We start from the raw sequence: 18,035 nt of genomic DNA, 5'->3' as shown, positions 1-18,035 counted from the left end.
GCTCCGTCTCCTCGACGACCCCGGCCGACCGCCGGCCGACCTGCGGCTGCAGATTGTGCAGCGCTGCCCTGCGTAGGCCGCGCCCTCTGCTTCGCTGCCGCTTTACCTGATATTGGCGACCCCTTCTGTAACACGACGTCAGAAGCCATGGCGCGCCCGTGCGACGCGCCACAACCCCGGCCCTGCCATGCTCGACCGCCGCCGCGTTTGCTCGGCCCTCCTCGGGGCGGCAGCCGTCGTCGCGGCGTCGCCCGGGCGCGCCGACGACCTGCCGGCCGGTCCGGTGCGGATCATCGTGCCCGCGGTCGCCAGCGGCGGCACCGACATCCTGGCGCGCCTGATCGCCACCCGGCTGGCCGGGCTCTGGCGCCGCAGCGTCTCGGCCGAGAACGTGCCCGGAGCGTCCGGCGGGATCGCGGCCCGCACCGTCCTGCGGTCGCCGGCCGACGGCCGCACGCTCCTGATGGGATCGACCGGAACCCTGATGGCGGCCGCGAGCGGCGTCGACGGCGGGCTCGCCGCGGCGTTCCGCGTCACCGACCACTTCGCTCCGATCGCGCTCGTCGCCGCCCCGCCCTATGTGCTGACCCTCCACCCCGCCGTGAAGGCGACCACGGTCGAGTCGCTGATCCGGCTCGCCCGCGACCGCCTCGCGGCCGGTCGTCCGTTGCGCTACGGCTCGTCCGGATCGGGCGCCGCCTCGCATCTCACCGGGGTGATGTTCCAGCAGCAGGCCGGCGTGCTGCTCCAGCACGTTCCGCTGCTCGGCACCGGCGCCGCCATGCAGGAGCTGCTGGCCGCCCGGCTCGACCTTCTGTTCGCGCCGCCTCCGACCATCCGCGAGACCGTCGAGGACGGCCGCCTCATCGCCGTCGCGACGACCGGCAGGACGCGCTCGCCGAGCTTCCCGGCGCTGCCGACGATCGCCGAATCCGGCCTGCCGGATTTCGAGTCGGTCGGCTGGTTCGGGCTGCTCGCCCCGCGCGGCACGCCGGACGCGCTCGTCGCGCGCATCGCCGACGATGTCGGCAGCCTGCTCGCGCGCCCGGAGCTGCGCGACCGGCTGGCGGCGCTCGGCGCCGCGCCGCAGGCGACCTCGCCGGCGGCATTCGCCCGCTACATCGATGCCGACATCGCCAAGTGGACGGCATTGCTGATCAGCACCGGCGCGCTGCGCATCGACGTGCTGCCGCGCTGAGACGCTGAAACGAAGCTCAGCCGGCCACGACCTTGTCGCGGCCGCTGTTCTTGGCGACGTAGAGGGCTCGGTCCGCGGCCGCCACCAGCTCGGCCGGCGGGCCGTCCTCGGCCGTCACCGCGACGACCCCGAAGCTCGCCGTGACGGAGCGGACCTCGCCGCCGAGATCGAACGGCGTCGCGGCGACGGTCCGGCGCAGGCGCTCCGCTGCGGTGCGGACCGCCTCCGCCCCGACGCCGGGCAGCACCAGCAGGAACTCCTCGCCACCGTAGCGACCGATCAGATCGCCCTCGCGCAACGCCGCCGCCAGCCGGCGGGTGAACTCGACCAGCGCGGCGTCGCCGGCGGCGTGGCCGCACTGGTCGTTGATCGACTTGAAGCGGTCGATGTCGGCCATGACGATGCCGACCGTATCGCCGCGGCCGGCGTCGCGCAGCGCCGCGGCGAGCCGATCCATGATCGCACCGCGGTTGAGCGCGCCCGTGAGCGGGTCGCGGATCGCCGCCTCGGCGAGGCGTCCGCGCTCCTCCTGCAGGCGCCGATTGTGCTCGACGATGTCCTGGTAGAGCCGGCTCTTCTCGATGACGATCGACACCTGCGCGGCGATCTGGCGGAAGATCGCCTGATGCATTTCGCGATACGTGTTCGTCTCGCGGCTGGTGAAGAACAGCACGCCGATCGGCCGCTCGCCGACGACGAGTGGGCAGGTGAAGCTCGAGCGGCCGCCCTCGCGGACGATCCGGCGGGTCGAGTCGGACTCGGGATGGTCTGCCAGGTAGGCTTCGAGGTCGTTGAGGATGCGCGGCTCGCCTCGCGCCAGCACGGCGGCGAGACTCGACCCGGCGAGCGGCTGCGAATAGCCGCTGCCGATCTGCACGGGCCCGAGCTGAGAGCGCGCCCAATGCGCCGTGAGATGGGTGCCGTCGGCCGTGACGAAGGCGCAGCCGATGCGGTCGTAGGGGATCAGGTCGACGAACCAGTCGAAGATGCGGTCGAGCACGTCGTCGACCCCGACCCCCTTGTCGACCATGTGGACGAGATCGAACAGGCGCTCGAACTCGGCTTCCCGCCGGGTGATCTGGGCGGCGAGGAGATCGAGCTCGACGGCGAGCGCCGCCAGCGGATCGGCCGCCGTGTCGACGCGACGACCGGCACCGGCCTCGCTCAGCAGCGGAACCGGAAGTCCACGCCTGAGCTTGCGCACCCAATCGGCATAGGCCACGGCACGGCGCTCGACGGACGCGAGGGACGACTCGACGGACATCGCGATCCAACCTGGTCGGCATGCCGGAGCGTCCGGCTACGACCCGGGCCAGCATGCATGCGGATAAAGCATTACTCCTCAGGGATTAAAAATTGTCATCGGCGGTTGCAAAAAACCAGCGGTCCAAGGACCGACCGGGTCGGCCCCCAGGCCGACCGCCCGCCGCGAGGACGGGACGGTGTGAGGGCCGGCGGCGGGGATCGCCGCCGGACTCGCGTGGCGGCTCAGTTGACCGTCATGCCGATCGACTTGGCGAAGGCGCCGTACTCGCCGACCTCGCGCCGCACCTGCGCGGCGAACTCGGTCGGGGTCATCGGCATCGGCTCGACGCCGATCTGCGTGAGCTTCTCCTTGAGGACGGGGCTCGCGAGCGCCGCGACGAGCTCGCGGTGGAAGGTCTCGGCGATCGCCGGGCTCGTCTTCGCCGGGGCGAAGAAGCCGATCCACACCGTGTAGTCCGAGTTCGGGAAGCCGGCCTCGAGGGTGGTCGGCACGTCGGGCAGCGCGGCGGCGCGGGTCGGGCTCGACACCGCGAGCGCCTTCAGGCGGCCGGCCTTGATGTGCGGCAGCGCCGTCGAGATCGGGCAGAAATAGTAGGTGACGCGGCCGGCGATCACCTCGGTCAGCGCCTCGGCGCCACCCTTGAACGGGATGTGGACGGCCTGGTAGCCGGCGCTGGCGCGGAACCGCTCGGCCGAGAGATGCACGGCCGAGCCGATGCCGACCGAGGCGAAGGTGAACTCGCCGGGCTTCGCCTTGGCGGCGGCGACGAAGTCCTGGACCGTGTTCAGCCCCGTCGATGGCGCGACGATGAGCACGTTCGGCACGCTGCCGATGACGCCGAGCGGGACGAAATCCTTGGTCACGTCGTAGCCGAGGTTCGGATAGAGCGCTGGCGTGATGGTGTGGGCCGAGGAGTTGGCGAGCAGCGTGTAGCCGTCGGGCTCGGACTTGGCGACCGCGGCCGAGCCGTGCGTGCCGCCGGCGCCGCCGCGGTTCTCGACCACGAAGGTCTGGCCCATGCGAGCGGAGAGCTGCTCGAGCACGACGCGCGGCACCACGTCGGTGGCGCTGCCGGCGCCGAACGGGATCACCACCCGCACCGGCTTGGTCGGCCAAGCGACGGGCGGCTCGGCCGCGGCGGGCAGCGGCGCGACGACCGCTGCGGCGGCGAGGAGGCCGATCAGGGCGGGCGCGATCGAAAGCAGGAGAGCGGGGGCGAGACGGGGCAGTGTCATGGTTGTCCTTCCGGGTCCGGTTTGAGCTCCGGAAGGGCAACTCGCGTGCCAACCGCGAGCCGCGGATCCGCGCCGCGGCCCTCTGCTCCCGCCCTACTCGGCCGCGACCGGCGCGCGCTCGCCGTCGCGGACGGGCGCGAGCTGCGGCTCGAGGCGCTTCTTCAGGCGGCGATCGACCTTGTCGAGATAGATGTAGATCACCGGCGTGATGTAGAGCGTGAGGAGCTGCGAGAAGATCAGCCCGCCGACCACGGCGACGCCGAGCGGCTGGCGCAGCTCGGCGCCGGCGCCGGTGCCGAGCGCGATCGGCAGCGCGCCGAAGATCGCCGCGAAGGTGGTCATCATGATCGGGCGGAAGCGCAACAGACAGGCTTCGCGCATCGCCGCCTCGGCGCCGAGCCCGACCCGCCGCCGCTCGATCGCGAAGTCGATCATCATGATGGCGTTCTTCTTGACGATGCCGACCAGCATGACGATGCCGATCATGGCGATCACCGACAGCTCCATATCGAACGCCATCAGGATCAAGAGCGCGCCGACGCCGGCCGACGGCAGGCCCGAGATGATGGTGATCGGGTGGATGAAGCTCTCGTACAGGATGCCGAGCACCACATAGGCGGCGAATACGGCGGCGAGCACCAGCACGCCCTGCCCGCGCAGCGACTCCTGGAACACCTGGGCCGAGCCCTGGAAGCCGGTGGCGATCGACGCCGGCAGGTTCGACTCGCGCTCGATCTCGCGGATCGCGTCGACGGCCTGGCCGAGCGACGAGCCGGGCACGAGATTGAACGAGATCGTCACGGCCGGCTGCTGGCCCTGATGGTTGACCTGCAGCGGCCCGACCGTCCGGACGATGCGGGTCACGGCCGAGAGCGGGATCGACGGCCCGTTCGCCGCGGTGTTGCCGGTGACGCCGCCGCCGGGCGTGAGCGTGTTGCCGGCCGCGCCGCTGACATTGGTCTTGAGGAAGATGCGCTCGAGCCCGGACGGGTCGGCCTGGAACTCGGGCAGGCTCTCGAGGATCACCTGATAGTCGTTCGACGGCGTGTAGATGGTCGCGACCTGGCGGGTGCCGAAGGCGTTGAACAGCTCCTGCCTGACCTGATCGACCGAGATGCCGTAGAAGGCGGCACGCTCGCGGTCGATCTCGACCGTCATCTGCGGGTTGGAGATGTAGAGATCCGTGGTGACGTCGCGCAGCCCCGGCAGCGCCGCGATCTTTTCGCGCAACTCCGGGGCGACCCGGTACAGCTCGGCCGTGTCGCTCGATTGCAGCGTGTACTGGTACTCGCTCTTCGAGATGCGGCCCGTGATGTTGATGTTCTGGACGTTCTGGAAATAGGTCGCCATGCCGACGACCTTGCCGGTCTCGCGGCGCAGCCGCTGGATCACGGCGGTGGCGTTCTCGCCGCGCTCCTTCTTGGGCTTGAGCGCAATGAACATGCGGCCGTAGTTCGGGGTCGGGTTCGGCCCGCCGACGCCGACCGTCGAGTTGACGTAGGCGACGGCCGGATCGGCGCGGACGATCTCGGCGATCTTGCGCTGTCGCTCCGTCATCGCCTTGAACGAGATGTCGGCCGGGCCTTCCACGGTCGCCGAGATGAACCCGGTGTCCTCGACCGGGAAGAAGCCCTTCGGCACGATCACGTAGAGCCACACCGTCGCCACCATGGTGGCGAGCGTGACGACCAGGACGGCGGGCTTGTGGCGCAGCACGAGGTCGAGCGTCACCTCGTAGGCGCGCAGCATGCCCTCGAAGCCGCGCTCGAACAGCCGCAGCACCACGTTCTGCTTCTGCTCACCGCCGTGGTGGCCGCGCAGCACGCGGGCGCAGAGCATCGGGGTGAGCGTCAGCGACACGAAGCCGGAGATCAGGATCGCCACCGCGATGGTGACGGCGAACTCGCGGAACACGCGGCCGACGAGACCGCCCATCAGCAGCACCGGGATGAACACGGCGATCAGCGAGAACGTGATCGATACGATGGTGAAGCCGATCTCGCGGGCGCCCTTGAGGGCCGCCTCGAACGGCCGCATGCCGCCCTCGATGTGGCGCACGATGTTCTCGAGCATGACGATCGCGTCGTCGACCACGAAGCCGACCGACAGGGTCAGGGCCAGCATGGTCATGTTGTTGATCGAGAAGCCGAGCGCGTACATCACCGCGAAGGTGCCGATCAGCGAGATCGGCACCGCGAGCGCCGGGATGATGGTGGCCGGCAGGGTGCGCAGGAACAGGAAGATGACGAGCACGACGAGGCCGATCGCGATCGCCAGCGTCTCCTGCACGTCGTAGACGGCCTCGCGGATCGAGACGGAGCGGTCGTTCAGCACCTCCATGCGGATCGCCGCCGGGATCTGCGCCCGGTAGCCCGGCAGCCGCTCGCGCACCGCGTCGACCACCGCGACCGTGTTGGCGGCGGGCTGCCGCTGGATGGCCAGCACGATCGCGCGCTCGTTGTTGAAGTAGCTCGCGATCCGGTCGTTCTCGACCGAGTCGACGACGCGCGCCACGTCCTCCAGCTTGACCGGCGTGCCGTTGCGGAACGCGACGACGACCTTGCGGTAGTCGGCCGCCTTGGTCATCGCGGCGGTGGCGGTCAGGGTCACGTTCCGGTCGGTGCCCGAGATGGTGCCGACCGGCGTGTTGGAGTTGGTCTTGGCGACGACGTTGCGGATGTCCTCGAGCGAGATGTTGCGGGCCGCAGCCGCGACCGGGTCGACCTGCACCCGCACGGCGAAGCGCTGCGCGCCGTAGACCAGCACCTGGGCGACGCCCGGGATCTGCGAGATCTGCTGGGCGAGCGTGATCTCGCCGTAATCGTTGATGGTGGAGAGCGGCAGGGTCGGCGAGACCAGGCTGATGTAGAGGATCGGGAAGTCGCCGGGATTGACCTTGCGGAAGCTCGGCGGGGTCGTCATCTCGATCGGCAGCCGTCGCTGCGCCACCGACAGCGCCGTCTGAACGTCGAGGGCCGCCCCGTCGATGTCGCGGCCGAGATCGAACTGGATGGTGATCTGCGTCGTCCCGAGCGACGACATCGAGGTCATCGACGAGATGCCCGAGATGGTCGAGAGCTGCCGCTCGATCGGCGAGGCGACCGAGGCCGCCATGGTCTCGGGGCTGGCGCCCGGCAGCGTCGCGGTGATCGAGATGGTGGGATAGTCGACGGTCGGGAGCGCCGCGACGGCGAGCAGCCGGTAGGCGAAGATGCCGAACACGATCATCGACGCGGTGATCAGCGTCGTCAGCACCGGGCGGCGGATGCAGGTCTCCGAGATCGTCACGGGGGTCCGTCTCCTACCTCGTTTCGGCGCGCTGCGCGTAGGGTGGGCAAAGGCGCGCGCTCGGCGCGCCGTGCCCACGCTGTCGAGCCCGCGTTCCTGGCCGCGCCGGCAAGCCGGATCGGTGGGCACGCTTCGCTTTGCCCACCCTCCATCCGTGGCTGAGGCGGGCGATCACGCTCCGGCCTTGCGGGGCGGCGGCTCGCCGCGCACCGTGACGCGCGTGCCGTCGGTGAGCTGCAGATGGCCGGCCGTCACCACCGTCTCGCCCCCCGACAGGCCGGTCTCGACGACCGTCTCGGGGCCGCTCGCGCGCAGCACCGTGACGGGCTGCACCTTGGCGACGCCGTCCTTCACCACATAGACGAAGCTGCCCTGCTGGCTCACCTGCACGGCCGTCGACGGCACCGTCACGGCGTCCTCGATCCGCAACGTGAGGCGCGCCGTGACCAGCGTGCCGGGCCACAGCAGCTCGTCGGCGTTCGGCATCGTCGCTCGGATGGTCGCCATGCCGGTCGCCGCGTCGACCGTGTTCTCGATCATGGCGATCTGGCCGCGGGCGCGGCGCGCCTCGCCCGGGATCACGGCCTCGACGACGGCGTCCTCGTTGGTCAGCGCGGCGCGGATCTGCGGCAGCAGACGCTGCGGCACCGTGAAGGAGACGTAGACGGGCGCCGTCTGGTTGATGGTGGCGATCGGCGTCAGGTCGGCGGTGCGCACCTGATTGCCGATCTTCACGTTGGCCTGGCTCGTGCGGCCCGAGATCGGCGCCCGGATCGTGGTGAAGCCGAGCTGCACCTTGAGGTGGTCGATGGTCGCCTGGCTCGCCAGGATCGCGGCCCGGTAGACGTCGGCCTGGGTCTTGGCGTTGTCGAGATTGGTCTGCGGCGTGGCGGCTCGCGCGACCAGCTCGGTGTAGCGCCGCAGGTCGCGCTCGGCGCCCTCGAGCTGCGCCTTGTCGCGGGCGAGCTGCGCCTCGGCCTGCCGGATCTGGGCTTCGAGCGCGCGGCTGTCGAGCGTGACCAGGAGGTCGCCCTTCTTGACCACGGCGCCGTCCTCGAAATGGATGCCGACGATCTCGCTGTCGATGCGGGTGCGCACCGCGACGCTGGCGAGCGGCGTCACCGAGCCGAGCGCCTCGACCGTCACCGGGCTCCTCTTGTGGACCGCGATCGCGGCCTCGACCGCGACGGCGCGCGGCCCGGCGGTGCGCGCCGGCTGGCTCGTGGATTTCTCGGCACCGAGCCACTGCACGGCGAAGGCGCTGCCCGCGAGGGCGAGCACACCCACCACACCCCAGAGAGCCCGACGACGGATCATGGCCTGCCCGTGTGTTCAGTTGCCGTGCGACATGGCCGCCGTCCGCCCGGCCGGATCGTGTTGCGTCGCGACGACGCCCCGATGAATATCGAACCGCCGATCATCGCTCCGACGATCGACGTTTCGATGAACCCGAGCGCGGTCCATGACGGGGCCAAAGGAGGGTGCCTCGAACGAGTGGCCGGTGGCGTCGGCATTGTCACCGACTAGCAATTAGCATACCGCGAAAACCGAAACAGCAATCCGCTATGATGATTGCGAAATTGTAATCGGGACGGCGCGCCTTGTATCGCAAGTGCGAGGCGCAGGAGACAACGATGCGGATCGCGACCTGGAACGTAAACTCGGTGAAGCAGCGGCTCGATCACCTGCTGTCCTGGCTGCAGGAACGCCAGCCCGACATCGTCTGCCTGCAGGAGATCAAATGCGTCGACGACGCCTTCCCGCGCGAGCCGATCGAGGCCGCAGGCTGGAACGTCGCGGTGCACGGCCAGAAGACGTTCAACGGTGTCGCGCTGCTGTCGCGCCGGCCGTTCGACGAGGTGACGCCGGGCCTGCCGGGCGATCCGGACGACGACCACGCCCGCTTCATCGAAGGCGTCGTCTCCACCGAGGCCGGCGGCGTGGTGCGGGTCGCCTGCCTCTACCTGCCCAACGGCAACCCGGTGGGCACGGAGAAGTACCCCTACAAGCTGCGCTGGATGGACCGGCTCGCCGCCTATGCGCGCGACCGGCTGGCCCTGGAGGAGCCGTTCGTGATGGCCGGCGACTACAACGTGCTGCCCACCGCCCTCGACGTCCCCAACCCTGAGGCATGGGCCGGCGACGCGCTGTTCCTGCCGCAGACCCGCGACAAGTTCTCGGCCCTGAAGGCGCTCGGGTTCACCGACGCGATCCGGGCCGGCTCCGACGCGCCGGGTCTGTATACATTCTGGGACTATCAGGCCGGCTGCTGGCAGAAGAATCTCGGCCTGCGAATCGATCATCTCCTGCTGTCGCCGCAGGCAGCCGATCGCCTCGCCGCCGCCGGCATCGACAAGCACGTGCGCGGCTGGGACAAGCCCTCCGACCACGTTCCGGTGTGGTGCGACCTCGCCCTCGAGGCGGGGTGAGGGTTCCGGCTCGCACTCGAGGGCAGCGCCGCCCGCGCCACGGCAAGGCCGCGGATCATGCTATGCTGGCGGTGCCCCACAACCGGAGGACGAGATGGGCGAGATCCTGGTCCGCAATCTCGACGACGCCGTCATCGCACGCCTCGAACGCCGCGCCGCGCTGAACGGACGATCGCTGGAGCAGGAGCTGCGCGAGGTGCTCGCCGCGGCGGCGCCGGAGCGGCCGCGTCTGTCTCCCGAGCAAAAGCTCGAGAGGTCCCGGCGGTTGCTCGAAGACTGCCCCGATCTCGGCGACTTCGACGTCTCGGCGGCCATCCGGTTCGGACGCGACGACGAGGACAGTCCATGACCCTCGTGGTCGACGCGAGTATCGTGTTCCGTTGGGTTTTCAAGAGTTCGTCGAGCGCGGAAGCACGCGCCGTTCTGCGTAGGAGCGAACCGCTCATCGCGCCCGAGCTGATCATCGCCGAACTCGCCAATGCAGCGTGGAAGACGGTGCAGTTCGAGGGCTTCGACCCGGAGGATGCTCGGCGGCGACTGGACGACGCGATCGATCTTCTCGACGAGGTCGTGCCCTGCGCGTCGTTGGCGGACCGGGCCTTTGAGATCGCCGTGGACCTTCGCCACGCGGTGTACGACTGCTTCTACCTCGCACTGGCAGAAGCGCGGAGCTGCCGGGCCGCTACGCTGGACGTCCGCCTCGCACGTCGATGCGGGGGCACTCGTTATGCGACCTTGCTCCCGGAGACGATCTGAGCCGCCGCCCGCCCCTACTCCTTCCGCCCGCCGCGCAGCCAGTGCTCGAGATGGGCGAGCGCCTTGGCCCGCTCCGTCTCCGTGGCGGTCTTGAAGGCGGCGGCGTGCAGGTCGGTGATCCACGCCTCCTGCGGGGTCGCGGCGTCACGAGCGAGCGTCAGCCACATCAGGCCCTTGGCGCCCTGGCGCGGTATCGCCTCGCCCTTGAACAGCATGGCACCGAGCATCGCCTGGGCCTGGTACTGGCCCTTGTTGGCGGCGAGCTGCAGCCAGCGGGCCGCCTGGCGGGCGTCCTTCACGCCGCCGTACCCTTCGAGATACATGCGGCCGAGGTGATACTGGGCGTCCGGGTCGCCGAAATAGGAGGCCGCGTAGGTGAACATCTCGCGGGCGCGGTCCGGATCGGACTTCACGACCGAGTTCGGGATGCCGTCGAGATAGTAGTTGCCGAGCGCCACGAAGGCGTTGGCGACGAAGCGGGCGCGCGGCGTGCCGGGGCTCTCGTCCGCATAGGCGTCGGCGACCTCGCGGAAGTACTCGAAGGCGCGGACGTCGTCCTGCTTGACGCCGTCGCCCTCGGCATACATCCGGCCGAGCTTCCACTGGGCGATCGGGTGGCCGCTGGCGGCGGCGTATTCGAGCGACGACAGGCCGTTCTTGGTGTCGCCGGCGCGCAGCGCCTGGGCGCCCGAGCGGAACGCCTCGACCGGGGTGAGGTTGCGCAGCGTCGGGGCGGCCTGCAGCGTGCCGGGCGCCAGGATGGCGGCGCCGCGCGGGAACAGGTCGATGCTCACCGCCGGCGCCACCTGCACGGGCCCGACCGGGCCGACCGGGGTCACCGGCCCCACCGGGCCGCGCGTGGCATCGAACGCGACCGCGCTGCCCAGCCCGAGGGCGAGGCCGACTGCGACCAGGATGCCGATACGCCTAGACGTCCGCATAGCACTTCTTCTCGGCTACGGCGCCCGGATGCGTGACGGCGCCGGTCCGCGCCGATCCCACCTGCTGGGCGTATTTCCACAGGTAACCCGACGTCGCCGTCGGCCGCTTGGGCTTGAGCTCGGCCCGGCGGGCGTCGAGCTCGGCCTTGGAGAGCTTCACGTTCAGGGTGCCGGCCTCGGCGTCGATCTCGATGATGTCGCCGTCGCGCAGGAGGCCGATCGGGCCGCCGACCGCCGCCTCCGGCCCGACATGGCCGACGCAGAAGCCGCGGGTGGCGCCGGAGAAGCGGCCGTCGGTGATCAGCGCCACCTTGCCGCCGGTGCCCTGCCCATAGAGGGCCGCCGTGGTGGCGAGCATCTCGCGCATCCCGGGGCCGCCCTGCGGACCCTCGTGGCGGATGACCAGCACGTCGCCTTCCTTGTAGCGGCGCTTCCTCACCGCCTCGAAGCAGGCCTCCTCGCCGTCGAAGCAGCGCGCCGGCCCGGTGAAGGTGAGGCTCTCCAGGCCGGCGATCTTCACGATCGCGCCGTCCGGGGCGAGATTGCCCTTGAGGCCGACGACGCCGCCAGTCGGCAGCAGCGGCCGGTTGGCCGGCAGGACCACGTCCTGGGCCTTGTTCCAGGCCACCGAAGCGAGGTTCTGCGCCATCGTGCGGCCCGTCACGGTCATGCAGTCGCCGTGCAGGAAGCCGTGGTCCAGCAACGTCTTCAGGATGAGCGGGATGCCGCCGACCTCGAACAGGTCCTTGGCGACGTAGCGGCCGCCGGGCTTGAGGTCGGCGATGTACGGGGTGCGCTTGAACACCTCGGACACGTCGAACAGGTCGAAGGCGATGCCGCACTCGTGGGCGATCGCCGGAAGGTGCAGGGCCGCATTGGTCGAGCCGCCGGTCGCGGCGACCGCCGCGGCGGCATTCTCGAGCGCCTCGCGGGTGACGATGTCGCGCGGCCGGATGTTGCGGCGGATCAGCTCGACGATCTGCTCGCCGGCCGTCATGCAGAAGCGGTCGCGGATCTCGTAGGGCGCCGGCGCGCCGGCCGAGTACGGCAGCGCGAGGCCGATCGCCTCGGAGACGGTCGCCATCGTGTTGGCGGTGAATTGCGCCCCGCAGGCGCCGGCCGACGGGCACGCGACCTGCTCGAGCTCGTCGAGGTCGCCGTCCGAGAGGTCGCCGACCGAGTGCCGGCCGACCGCCTCGAACACGTCCTGGATCGTGACGGGCCGGCCCTTGAAGGTGCCGGGCAGGATCGAGCCCCCGTAGATGAAGATCGACGGCACGTTCAGGCGGCACATCGCCATCATCATGCCGGGCAGCGACTTGTCGCAGCCGGCGAGACCGACCAGCGCGTCGTAGGCGTGGCCCCGGATGGTCAGCTCGACCGAGTCGGCGATCACCTCGCGCGACGGCAGCGAGGACTTCATGCCCTCGTGGCCCATGGCGATGCCGTCCGTGACCGTGATGGTGCAGAACTCGCGCGGCGTGCCGCCGTTCGCCGCGACGCCCTTCTTGACCGCCTGGGCCTGGCGCATCAGCGCGATGTTGCAGGGCGCCGCCTCGTTCCAGCAGCTCGCGACGCCGACGAAGGGCTGATGAATCTGCGCCTTGGTGAGGCCCATGGCGTAGTAGTAGGACCGATGCGGCGCGCGCTCGGGACCCTCGGTCACGTGCCGGCTGGGCAACCTGCTCTTCAGGTCCGTCCTGGCATCCATCGCGCGTCGTGTCCCCGGTCGAGACCGCTCGCGACCGGCACGTTCGTGCACCGAGGTCAGCGATCTTGACCCATTCGAAATCGTGGAGGCGTGTGGCGGAAAATAGGCGTTTAGGCTTGCCACAGGCCCGGTCACGGAAATGTTGATCCCCTGTTGCTGTCGTGACACACGCTGTGGTCACGGGTGCACAGACGGCTTGCGGAGCGCGCAGCTTCGTCGTCGTGTCGATCTGCGAAAAGACCCCGTCGCCCCGCCGCGCACTATGCCCATGACCGGTCGACGGACCGTCAAAGCGAACCTGCCGAAACCACCGATTTCGTCGAGCTTTCGTTCACCATGACGCGGACCGCCCCGCCCGCTCGCCGCGCCCCGCAGCGGCTCGACCGCGGCTTCTTCGATCGCAGCGTCCATCGCGTCGCGCCCGATCTGATCGGGGCGACGCTGCTGGTCGACGGCATCGGCGGCGTGATCGTCGAGGTCGAGGCCTATCACCACACGGACCCGGCGGCGCACAGCTATATCGGCCGCACGGCCCGCAACGCCGTGATGTTCGGCCCGCCCGGGCATGCGTATGTCTACCGATCCTACGGCATCCACTGGTGCGTGAACGCGGTGTGCGAGCCGGAGGGCTCGGCCAGCGCGGTGCTGATCCGGGCGATCGCGCCAACGGAGGGGATCGAGACGATGCGGGCGCGCCGCGGCGTCGCCGACGACCGCCTGCTGTGCGCCGGTCCGGGGCGCCTGTGCGAGGCGCTCGGCATCACGCGGGCGCTCGACGGGGCGCCGCTCGACGCCCCGCCCTTCGTGCTGCTGGCGCGCCAGGGCACGCCCGAGATCGTCGCCGGCCCGCGCATCGGCATCACCAAGGCGGCCGACAGGCCGTGGCGCTACGGGCTGAAGGGCTCGCCGTTCCTCAGCAAGCCGTTTCGCAGGACGTGAACGCCGCCGCCGGTCACGCCGTCGCGCCCGCGGCGATCCGGAACGCCGGATCGAAGCCGAGCGCGGCGCGCGCCTTGTCGATCGCCACCTCGCCGTCCTCCTCGGCGATGTTGTAGATGCCGGGCGCCCCGCGGGTGATCGCCAGCCGGGCCGCCTCGGCCGCCGCGTCGGCATGCAGGGGGGCGCCGGCCGGCGCCGTCTCGGCCCAGGTGCCGGGGCCGTAGAGCCGGCCGTAGCGGAGCACGAGGCCGTCGAAGCCCGGCATCGTGGTGACGAGCTCCTCCAGAGCGTGGAGGCCGCGCGCCGTCACGGCCTGCGGCCCCTCCTCGGCCGCGGCGAGCGGCGAGGCTTCCGTGTAGGGGCGCGGCCCCTCGGCATAGGCGAAGGCGATGCTCTGAGCGACGAGCCGCGGCACCCGCGCCGCCTGCACGGCGGCGACCAAGTTGCAGGTCCCTTCGATGCGGATGCGGGCGTTGCGGGCCAGCGCCTCGTTCAGCCCCTCGGCATCGAGCAGGTCGGGCAGATCGGTGAGCTGGTGGACGACGACGTCCGGCCGCGCCTTCTCGACGACCGCGGCGAGCGCCGGGCCGTCGAACACGTCGACCACGGCGGGCCGCACACCGGCGCGCGCCAGCGCCTCCGCCTTTTCCGGCAGGCGCGTGGTCCCGGTGACCTCGTGACCGTCGCGGATCAGCAGCGGCACCAGGCGCCGCCCGATCACCCCGGTCGCTCCGGCAAGAAAGATGCGCATGACGCCTCCGACGGTCCCCGGGAGCCCCGGTGACAACCGTCGAAGCGCCGGAGGCGTATCGGGGTTCCGTCGGTCGGCGCGGAGCCGCGTCGTCGAAGCCCGTCAGAGGGCGTCGCCGTCGACCTCGCCGGTGCGGATGCGCAGCGCCCGCTCGATCGGGGTGACGAAGATCTTACCGTCGCCGATGTGGTCGGTGCGGGCGGCGCCGCGGATCGTCTCGATCACCCGCTCGACCCGGTCGTCGTCGACCACCACGTCGATGCGGATCTTGGGCAGGAACGCCACCACGTACTCGGCGCCGCGATAGACCTCCTTGTGGCCGCGCTGGCGGCCGTAGCCCTTGACCTCGGTGACGGTCATGCCCTGGGTGCCGGCCGCCGTGAGGGCGTCGCGAACATCGTCGAGCTTGAAGGGTTTGATGACGGCGGTGACGAGCTTCATGCGGCACTCCAGAAATCGGGAACGGACGCCGAGCAGACGGGGAAGGCCCCGGCGCCCGAAAAAGGCGCGGCGGTCCGAAGGCGTGTCGGTGCGGCGCAAGATACCGTCAAACGCGCGTCGAAACAGACGGAATTCCACGGATTTGCAGGATTGCCGCCATGCGCCGGGGGCGATCGTGCGGGGGATGGCGGCGGACGGGTGCGCCCCGGATCATGCGCCGTCGTTCCGGAACGCGGACCGAAGGTCCGCGGAACCGGAACCCATACGCCCGAGCCGATGGCTCACGAAGACAGGGGTTATGGATCCCGGGCGCGCGGGGTGCGCCCGCGTCCCGGGATGACCGATGCTGCGGCAGCCCGCCTCAAGCGTCCTTCAGCCGCTCCAGGGCTTCGAGGATCTTGTCGCGGCGGGCGACCGCCTCCTCGCGCTTCTCGCGCTCGCCTTCGACCACCTCCTCGGGAGCGCGCGCCAGGAAGTCGGCGTTGGCGAGCTTGTTGTCGACCCGCGCGATGTCCGCCTCGGCCTTGGCCTTCTCCTTGGTCAGCCGGGCCTTCTCGGCGGCGATGTCGATCACGCCGGCGAGCGGAATGGCCGCCACCTCGCCGCGCACGACGAGCTGCACGGCGCCCTTGGGGGCCGCCGCGGCGTGGCCGATGCTCTCCAGCCGGGCGAGCCGCTCGATCACATCGGACCAGCGCCGCGCCCGCTCGAACGTCTCGGCCGCGCCGGTCAGCACCAGCGGCAGCTTGGTGGCGGGCGGCACGTTCATCTCGGCCCGCACCGAGCGGATCGCCGTGACGAGGTCGATCACCCAGCCGATCTCGGCCTCCGCCTCGGGGTTCTCCAGCCCCTCGGCCGACGGCCACGGGGCGAGCGCCAGCAGACCGTCGCGGGCCGGGCCGCCCTCGGCCGTGACGGTCCACAGCTCCTCGGTGACGAACGGCATGAACGGGTGAAGGAGCCGCAGGATGGCGTCGCGCACATGCGCCACCATGGCGCGCGTCTCGTCCTTGGCCGGCCCGTCGGCGCCGAGCAGCACCGGCTTGGCGAGCTCCAGGTACCAGTCGCAATAGACGTTCCAGACGAAGCGGTAGACGCTGCCTGCCGCCTCGTTGAACTTGTAGGCCTCGAGCGCCGCCGTGGTGTCGCCGACGGCGCGGGCGAGCTCGTGGCCGATCCAACGGTTGAGCGTCTCGGTCGCGCCACGCGGATCGAAGCCTGGCACCGTGACGCAGCCGTTCATCTCGGCGAAGCGGCTGGCGTTCCACAGCTTGGTCGCGAAGTTGCGGTAGCCCTCGACCCGCGACTTCGCCAGCTTGATGTCGCGCCCCTGCGCCGCCATGGCGGCGAGCGTGAAGCGCAGCGCGTCGGCCCCGTACTGGTCGATCAGCTCGAGCGGATCGATGACGTTGCCCTTGGACTTCGACATCTTCTGGCCGCGCTCGTCGCGGACCAGCGCGTGGATGTAGACGGTCTTGAACGGGACCTCGTCCTGGAAGTGAAGTCCCATCATCATCATCCTGGCGACCCAGAAGAAAATGATGTCGAACCCGGTCACGAGCACGCTCGTCGGGTAGTAGCGCGCGAGCTCCTTCGTCTCGTCCGGCCAGCCGAGCGTCGAGAACGGCCACAGCGCCGAGGAGAACCAGGTGTCGAGCACGTCCTCGTCGCGGATCAGGAACGGCGCCCGGCTGTCCGGGTCGAGCGCCATGTCGTGCCCTTCCATGGGCGTGATCGCCTCGGTCTCGGCGTAGTAGGCGAGCGCCCGCGAGACCGCCTCCTCCTCGGTCTCGGCGACGAACACCTTGCCGTCCGGCCCGTACCACGCCGGGATCTGGTGGCCCCACCAGAGCTGGCGGGAGATGCACCACGGCTGGATGTTCTCCATCCACTCGAAATAGGTCTTCTCCCAGGTCTTCGGGACGAAGACGGTCGACCCGTCGCGCACCGCGTCGATCGCCCGGACGGCGAGCGCCTTGGCGTTGACGTACCACTGGTCGGTGAGGAAGGGCTCGATGACGACGCTGGAGCGGTCGCCGTGAGGCACCATATGGGTGTGCGGCTCGATCTTCTCGAGCAGGCCCTCGGTCTCCAGCCGCTCGACGATCTTCTTGCGCGCCTCGAAGCGGTCGAGCCCGTGCAGCGCGATCGTCTCGCGCAGCGCCTCGCTCATCTCGACCTTGTCGAGGAACGCCGCGTTCTCGGCGAGGTCGAGCCGGCCCTCGGTGTCGAGCACGTTGACGAGCGGCAGGTGGTGCCTTCGACCGACCTCGAAGTCGTTGAAGTCGTGCGCCGGGGTGATCTTGACGGCGCCCGTGCCCTTCTCCGGATCCGAATACTCGTCGGCGACGATCGGGATGCGGCGGCCGACCAGCGGCAGGATCACGTGGCTGCCGACGAGGTGCTGGTAGCGCTCGTCGCTCGGATGCACGGCGACCGCGGTGTCGCCCAGCATGGTCTCCGGCCGCGTCGTCGCGACCGTGATGAACTCGCTCGTGCCCTCGACCGGATAGCGGATGTGCCAGAGATTCCCCTTCACCTCGACCTGCTGCACCTCGAGGTCCGAGATGGCGGTGAGGAGCTTGGGGTCCCAGTTGACCAGCCGCTTGTCGCGATAGATCAGCCCGTCGTCGTAAAGCTTGACGAAGACCTTCAGCACCGCGCGCGAAAGCCCTTCGTCCATGGTGAAGCGCTCGCGCGACCAGTCGCACGAGGCGCCGAGCCGGCGGAGCTGGTTGACGATGGTGTCACCGGATTCGGCCTTCCAGGCCCAGACGCGCTCCAGGAACGCCTCGCGGCCCATCTCGCGGCGCGACGGCTCCTTGCGCTGCATGAGCTGGCGCTCGACCACCATCTGGGTGGCGATGCCGGCGTGGTCGGTGCCGGGCTGCCACAGCACGTCCTTGCCGCGCATGCGCTCGAACCGCACCAGCACGTCCTGGAGAGTGTTGTTGAGCGCGTGCCCCATGTGGAGCGAGCCGGTGACGTTGGGCGGCGGGATGACGAGGCAGTAGGGCGCGGCGTTCGCACGGTCCGGCCGTCCGGCCCGGAACGCCTGCGCCGCGTCCCAAGATGGCGG

The 18,035-nt window shown here is 70.3% G+C and carries 15 protein-coding genes; 6 read left to right on the top strand and 9 right to left on the bottom strand.

What is annotated here, in order from left to right; all coding sequences use genetic code 11:
- Positions 1–187 precede the first annotated feature (187 nt).
- Positions 188–1,198 carry a tripartite tricarboxylate transporter substrate-binding protein gene (locus ABTU92_RS13680; protein WP_408091478.1) on the top strand — a complete coding sequence of 337 codons (1,011 nt, stop codon included), beginning with the start codon at positions 188–190 and terminating at the stop codon, positions 1,196–1,198.
- 16 nt (positions 1,199–1,214) lie between these two features.
- Here the strand turns inward: ABTU92_RS13680 and ABTU92_RS13675 are convergent, their stop codons facing one another.
- The 4 genes from ABTU92_RS13675 to ABTU92_RS13660 form a co-directional block, all read right to left on the bottom strand.
- Entirely contained in the window at positions 1,215–2,420 is a 1,206-nt protein-coding gene (locus ABTU92_RS13675) for a diguanylate cyclase (protein ID WP_408091476.1), read from the bottom strand.
- Positions 2,421–2,686: 266 nt separating this feature from the next.
- Positions 2,687–3,700, bottom strand: a complete 1,014-nt coding sequence (locus ABTU92_RS13670; RefSeq protein ID WP_408091474.1) for a Bug family tripartite tricarboxylate transporter substrate binding protein — start codon at positions 3,698–3,700, stop codon at positions 2,687–2,689.
- 93 nt (positions 3,701–3,793) lie between these two features.
- Entirely contained in the window at positions 3,794–6,988 is a 3,195-nt protein-coding gene (locus ABTU92_RS13665) for an efflux RND transporter permease subunit (RefSeq protein WP_408091472.1), read from the bottom strand.
- Positions 6,989–7,159: 171 nt separating this feature from the next.
- Positions 7,160–8,305: an efflux RND transporter periplasmic adaptor subunit gene (locus ABTU92_RS13660; protein WP_408091470.1), complete on the bottom strand. Its 1,146-nt coding sequence runs from the start codon at positions 8,303–8,305 to the stop codon at positions 7,160–7,162.
- 81 nt (positions 8,306–8,386) lie between these two features.
- On the opposite strand from ABTU92_RS13660, the gene ABTU92_RS13655 reads away from it, so the two are divergent.
- The 4 genes from ABTU92_RS13655 to ABTU92_RS13640 all read left to right on the top strand — a co-directional run bounded on the left by ABTU92_RS13655 (position 8,387) and on the right by ABTU92_RS13640 (position 10,173).
- A complete protein-coding gene (locus ABTU92_RS13655; RefSeq protein ID WP_408091468.1) occupies positions 8,387–8,515 on the top strand; it encodes a hypothetical protein in 129 nt (42 codons plus the stop codon).
- Between the two features lie 107 nt (positions 8,516–8,622).
- Entirely contained in the window at positions 8,623–9,417 is a 795-nt protein-coding gene (gene xth / locus ABTU92_RS13650) for an exodeoxyribonuclease III (protein WP_408091466.1), read from the top strand.
- 94 nt (positions 9,418–9,511) lie between these two features.
- A complete protein-coding gene (locus ABTU92_RS13645) occupies positions 9,512–9,766 on the top strand; it encodes a FitA-like ribbon-helix-helix domain-containing protein (protein WP_408091464.1) in 255 nt (84 codons plus the stop codon).
- Positions 9,763–10,173: a type II toxin-antitoxin system VapC family toxin gene (locus ABTU92_RS13640; RefSeq protein ID WP_408091462.1), complete on the top strand. Its 411-nt coding sequence runs from the start codon at positions 9,763–9,765 to the stop codon at positions 10,171–10,173. The genes ABTU92_RS13645 and ABTU92_RS13640 overlap by 4 nt, the downstream gene beginning before the upstream one ends.
- 14 nt (positions 10,174–10,187) lie before the next feature.
- On the opposite strand, the gene ABTU92_RS13635 is transcribed toward ABTU92_RS13640, so the two are convergent.
- Both ABTU92_RS13635 and ilvD read right to left on the bottom strand, forming a co-directional pair.
- Positions 10,188–11,114, bottom strand: coding sequence for a tetratricopeptide repeat protein (locus ABTU92_RS13635; protein WP_408091460.1), 927 nt, complete (start codon positions 11,112–11,114; stop codon positions 10,188–10,190).
- On the bottom strand, positions 11,101–12,825 hold the full coding sequence (gene ilvD, locus ABTU92_RS13630) for a dihydroxy-acid dehydratase (protein ID WP_408091458.1): 1,725 nt from the start codon (positions 12,823–12,825) through the stop codon (positions 11,101–11,103). The genes ABTU92_RS13635 and ilvD overlap by 14 nt, the downstream gene beginning before the upstream one ends.
- 336 nt (positions 12,826–13,161) lie before the next feature.
- Between ilvD and ABTU92_RS13625 the strand changes: the two genes are divergently transcribed.
- Entirely contained in the window at positions 13,162–13,764 is a 603-nt protein-coding gene (locus ABTU92_RS13625) for a DNA-3-methyladenine glycosylase (protein ID WP_408091456.1), read from the top strand.
- Between the two features lie 13 nt (positions 13,765–13,777).
- Here ABTU92_RS13625 and ABTU92_RS13620 read toward each other — a convergent pair whose 3' ends face one another.
- The 3 genes from ABTU92_RS13620 to ABTU92_RS13610 all read right to left on the bottom strand — a co-directional run.
- Complete coding sequence (locus ABTU92_RS13620) at positions 13,778–14,515, bottom strand: NAD-dependent epimerase/dehydratase family protein (RefSeq protein ID WP_408091454.1); 738 nt, start codon at positions 14,513–14,515, stop codon at positions 13,778–13,780.
- A gap of 102 nt (positions 14,516–14,617) precedes the next feature.
- Positions 14,618–14,956: a P-II family nitrogen regulator gene (locus tag ABTU92_RS13615; RefSeq protein ID WP_408091452.1), complete on the bottom strand. Its 339-nt coding sequence runs from the start codon at positions 14,954–14,956 to the stop codon at positions 14,618–14,620.
- Positions 14,957–15,317: 361 nt separating this feature from the next.
- A partial coding sequence (locus ABTU92_RS13610; protein WP_408091450.1) for a valine--tRNA ligase occupies positions 15,318–18,035 on the bottom strand: 2,718 nt, incomplete at its 5' end.

The organism is Rhodoplanes sp. SY1, assembly GCF_046000175.1.
GTDB lineage: Bacteria > Pseudomonadota > Alphaproteobacteria > Rhizobiales > Xanthobacteraceae > Rhodoplanes.
The sequence above is the reverse complement of the archived record's forward strand: the minus strand, read 5'-3'. Positions and strand labels throughout refer to the sequence as shown.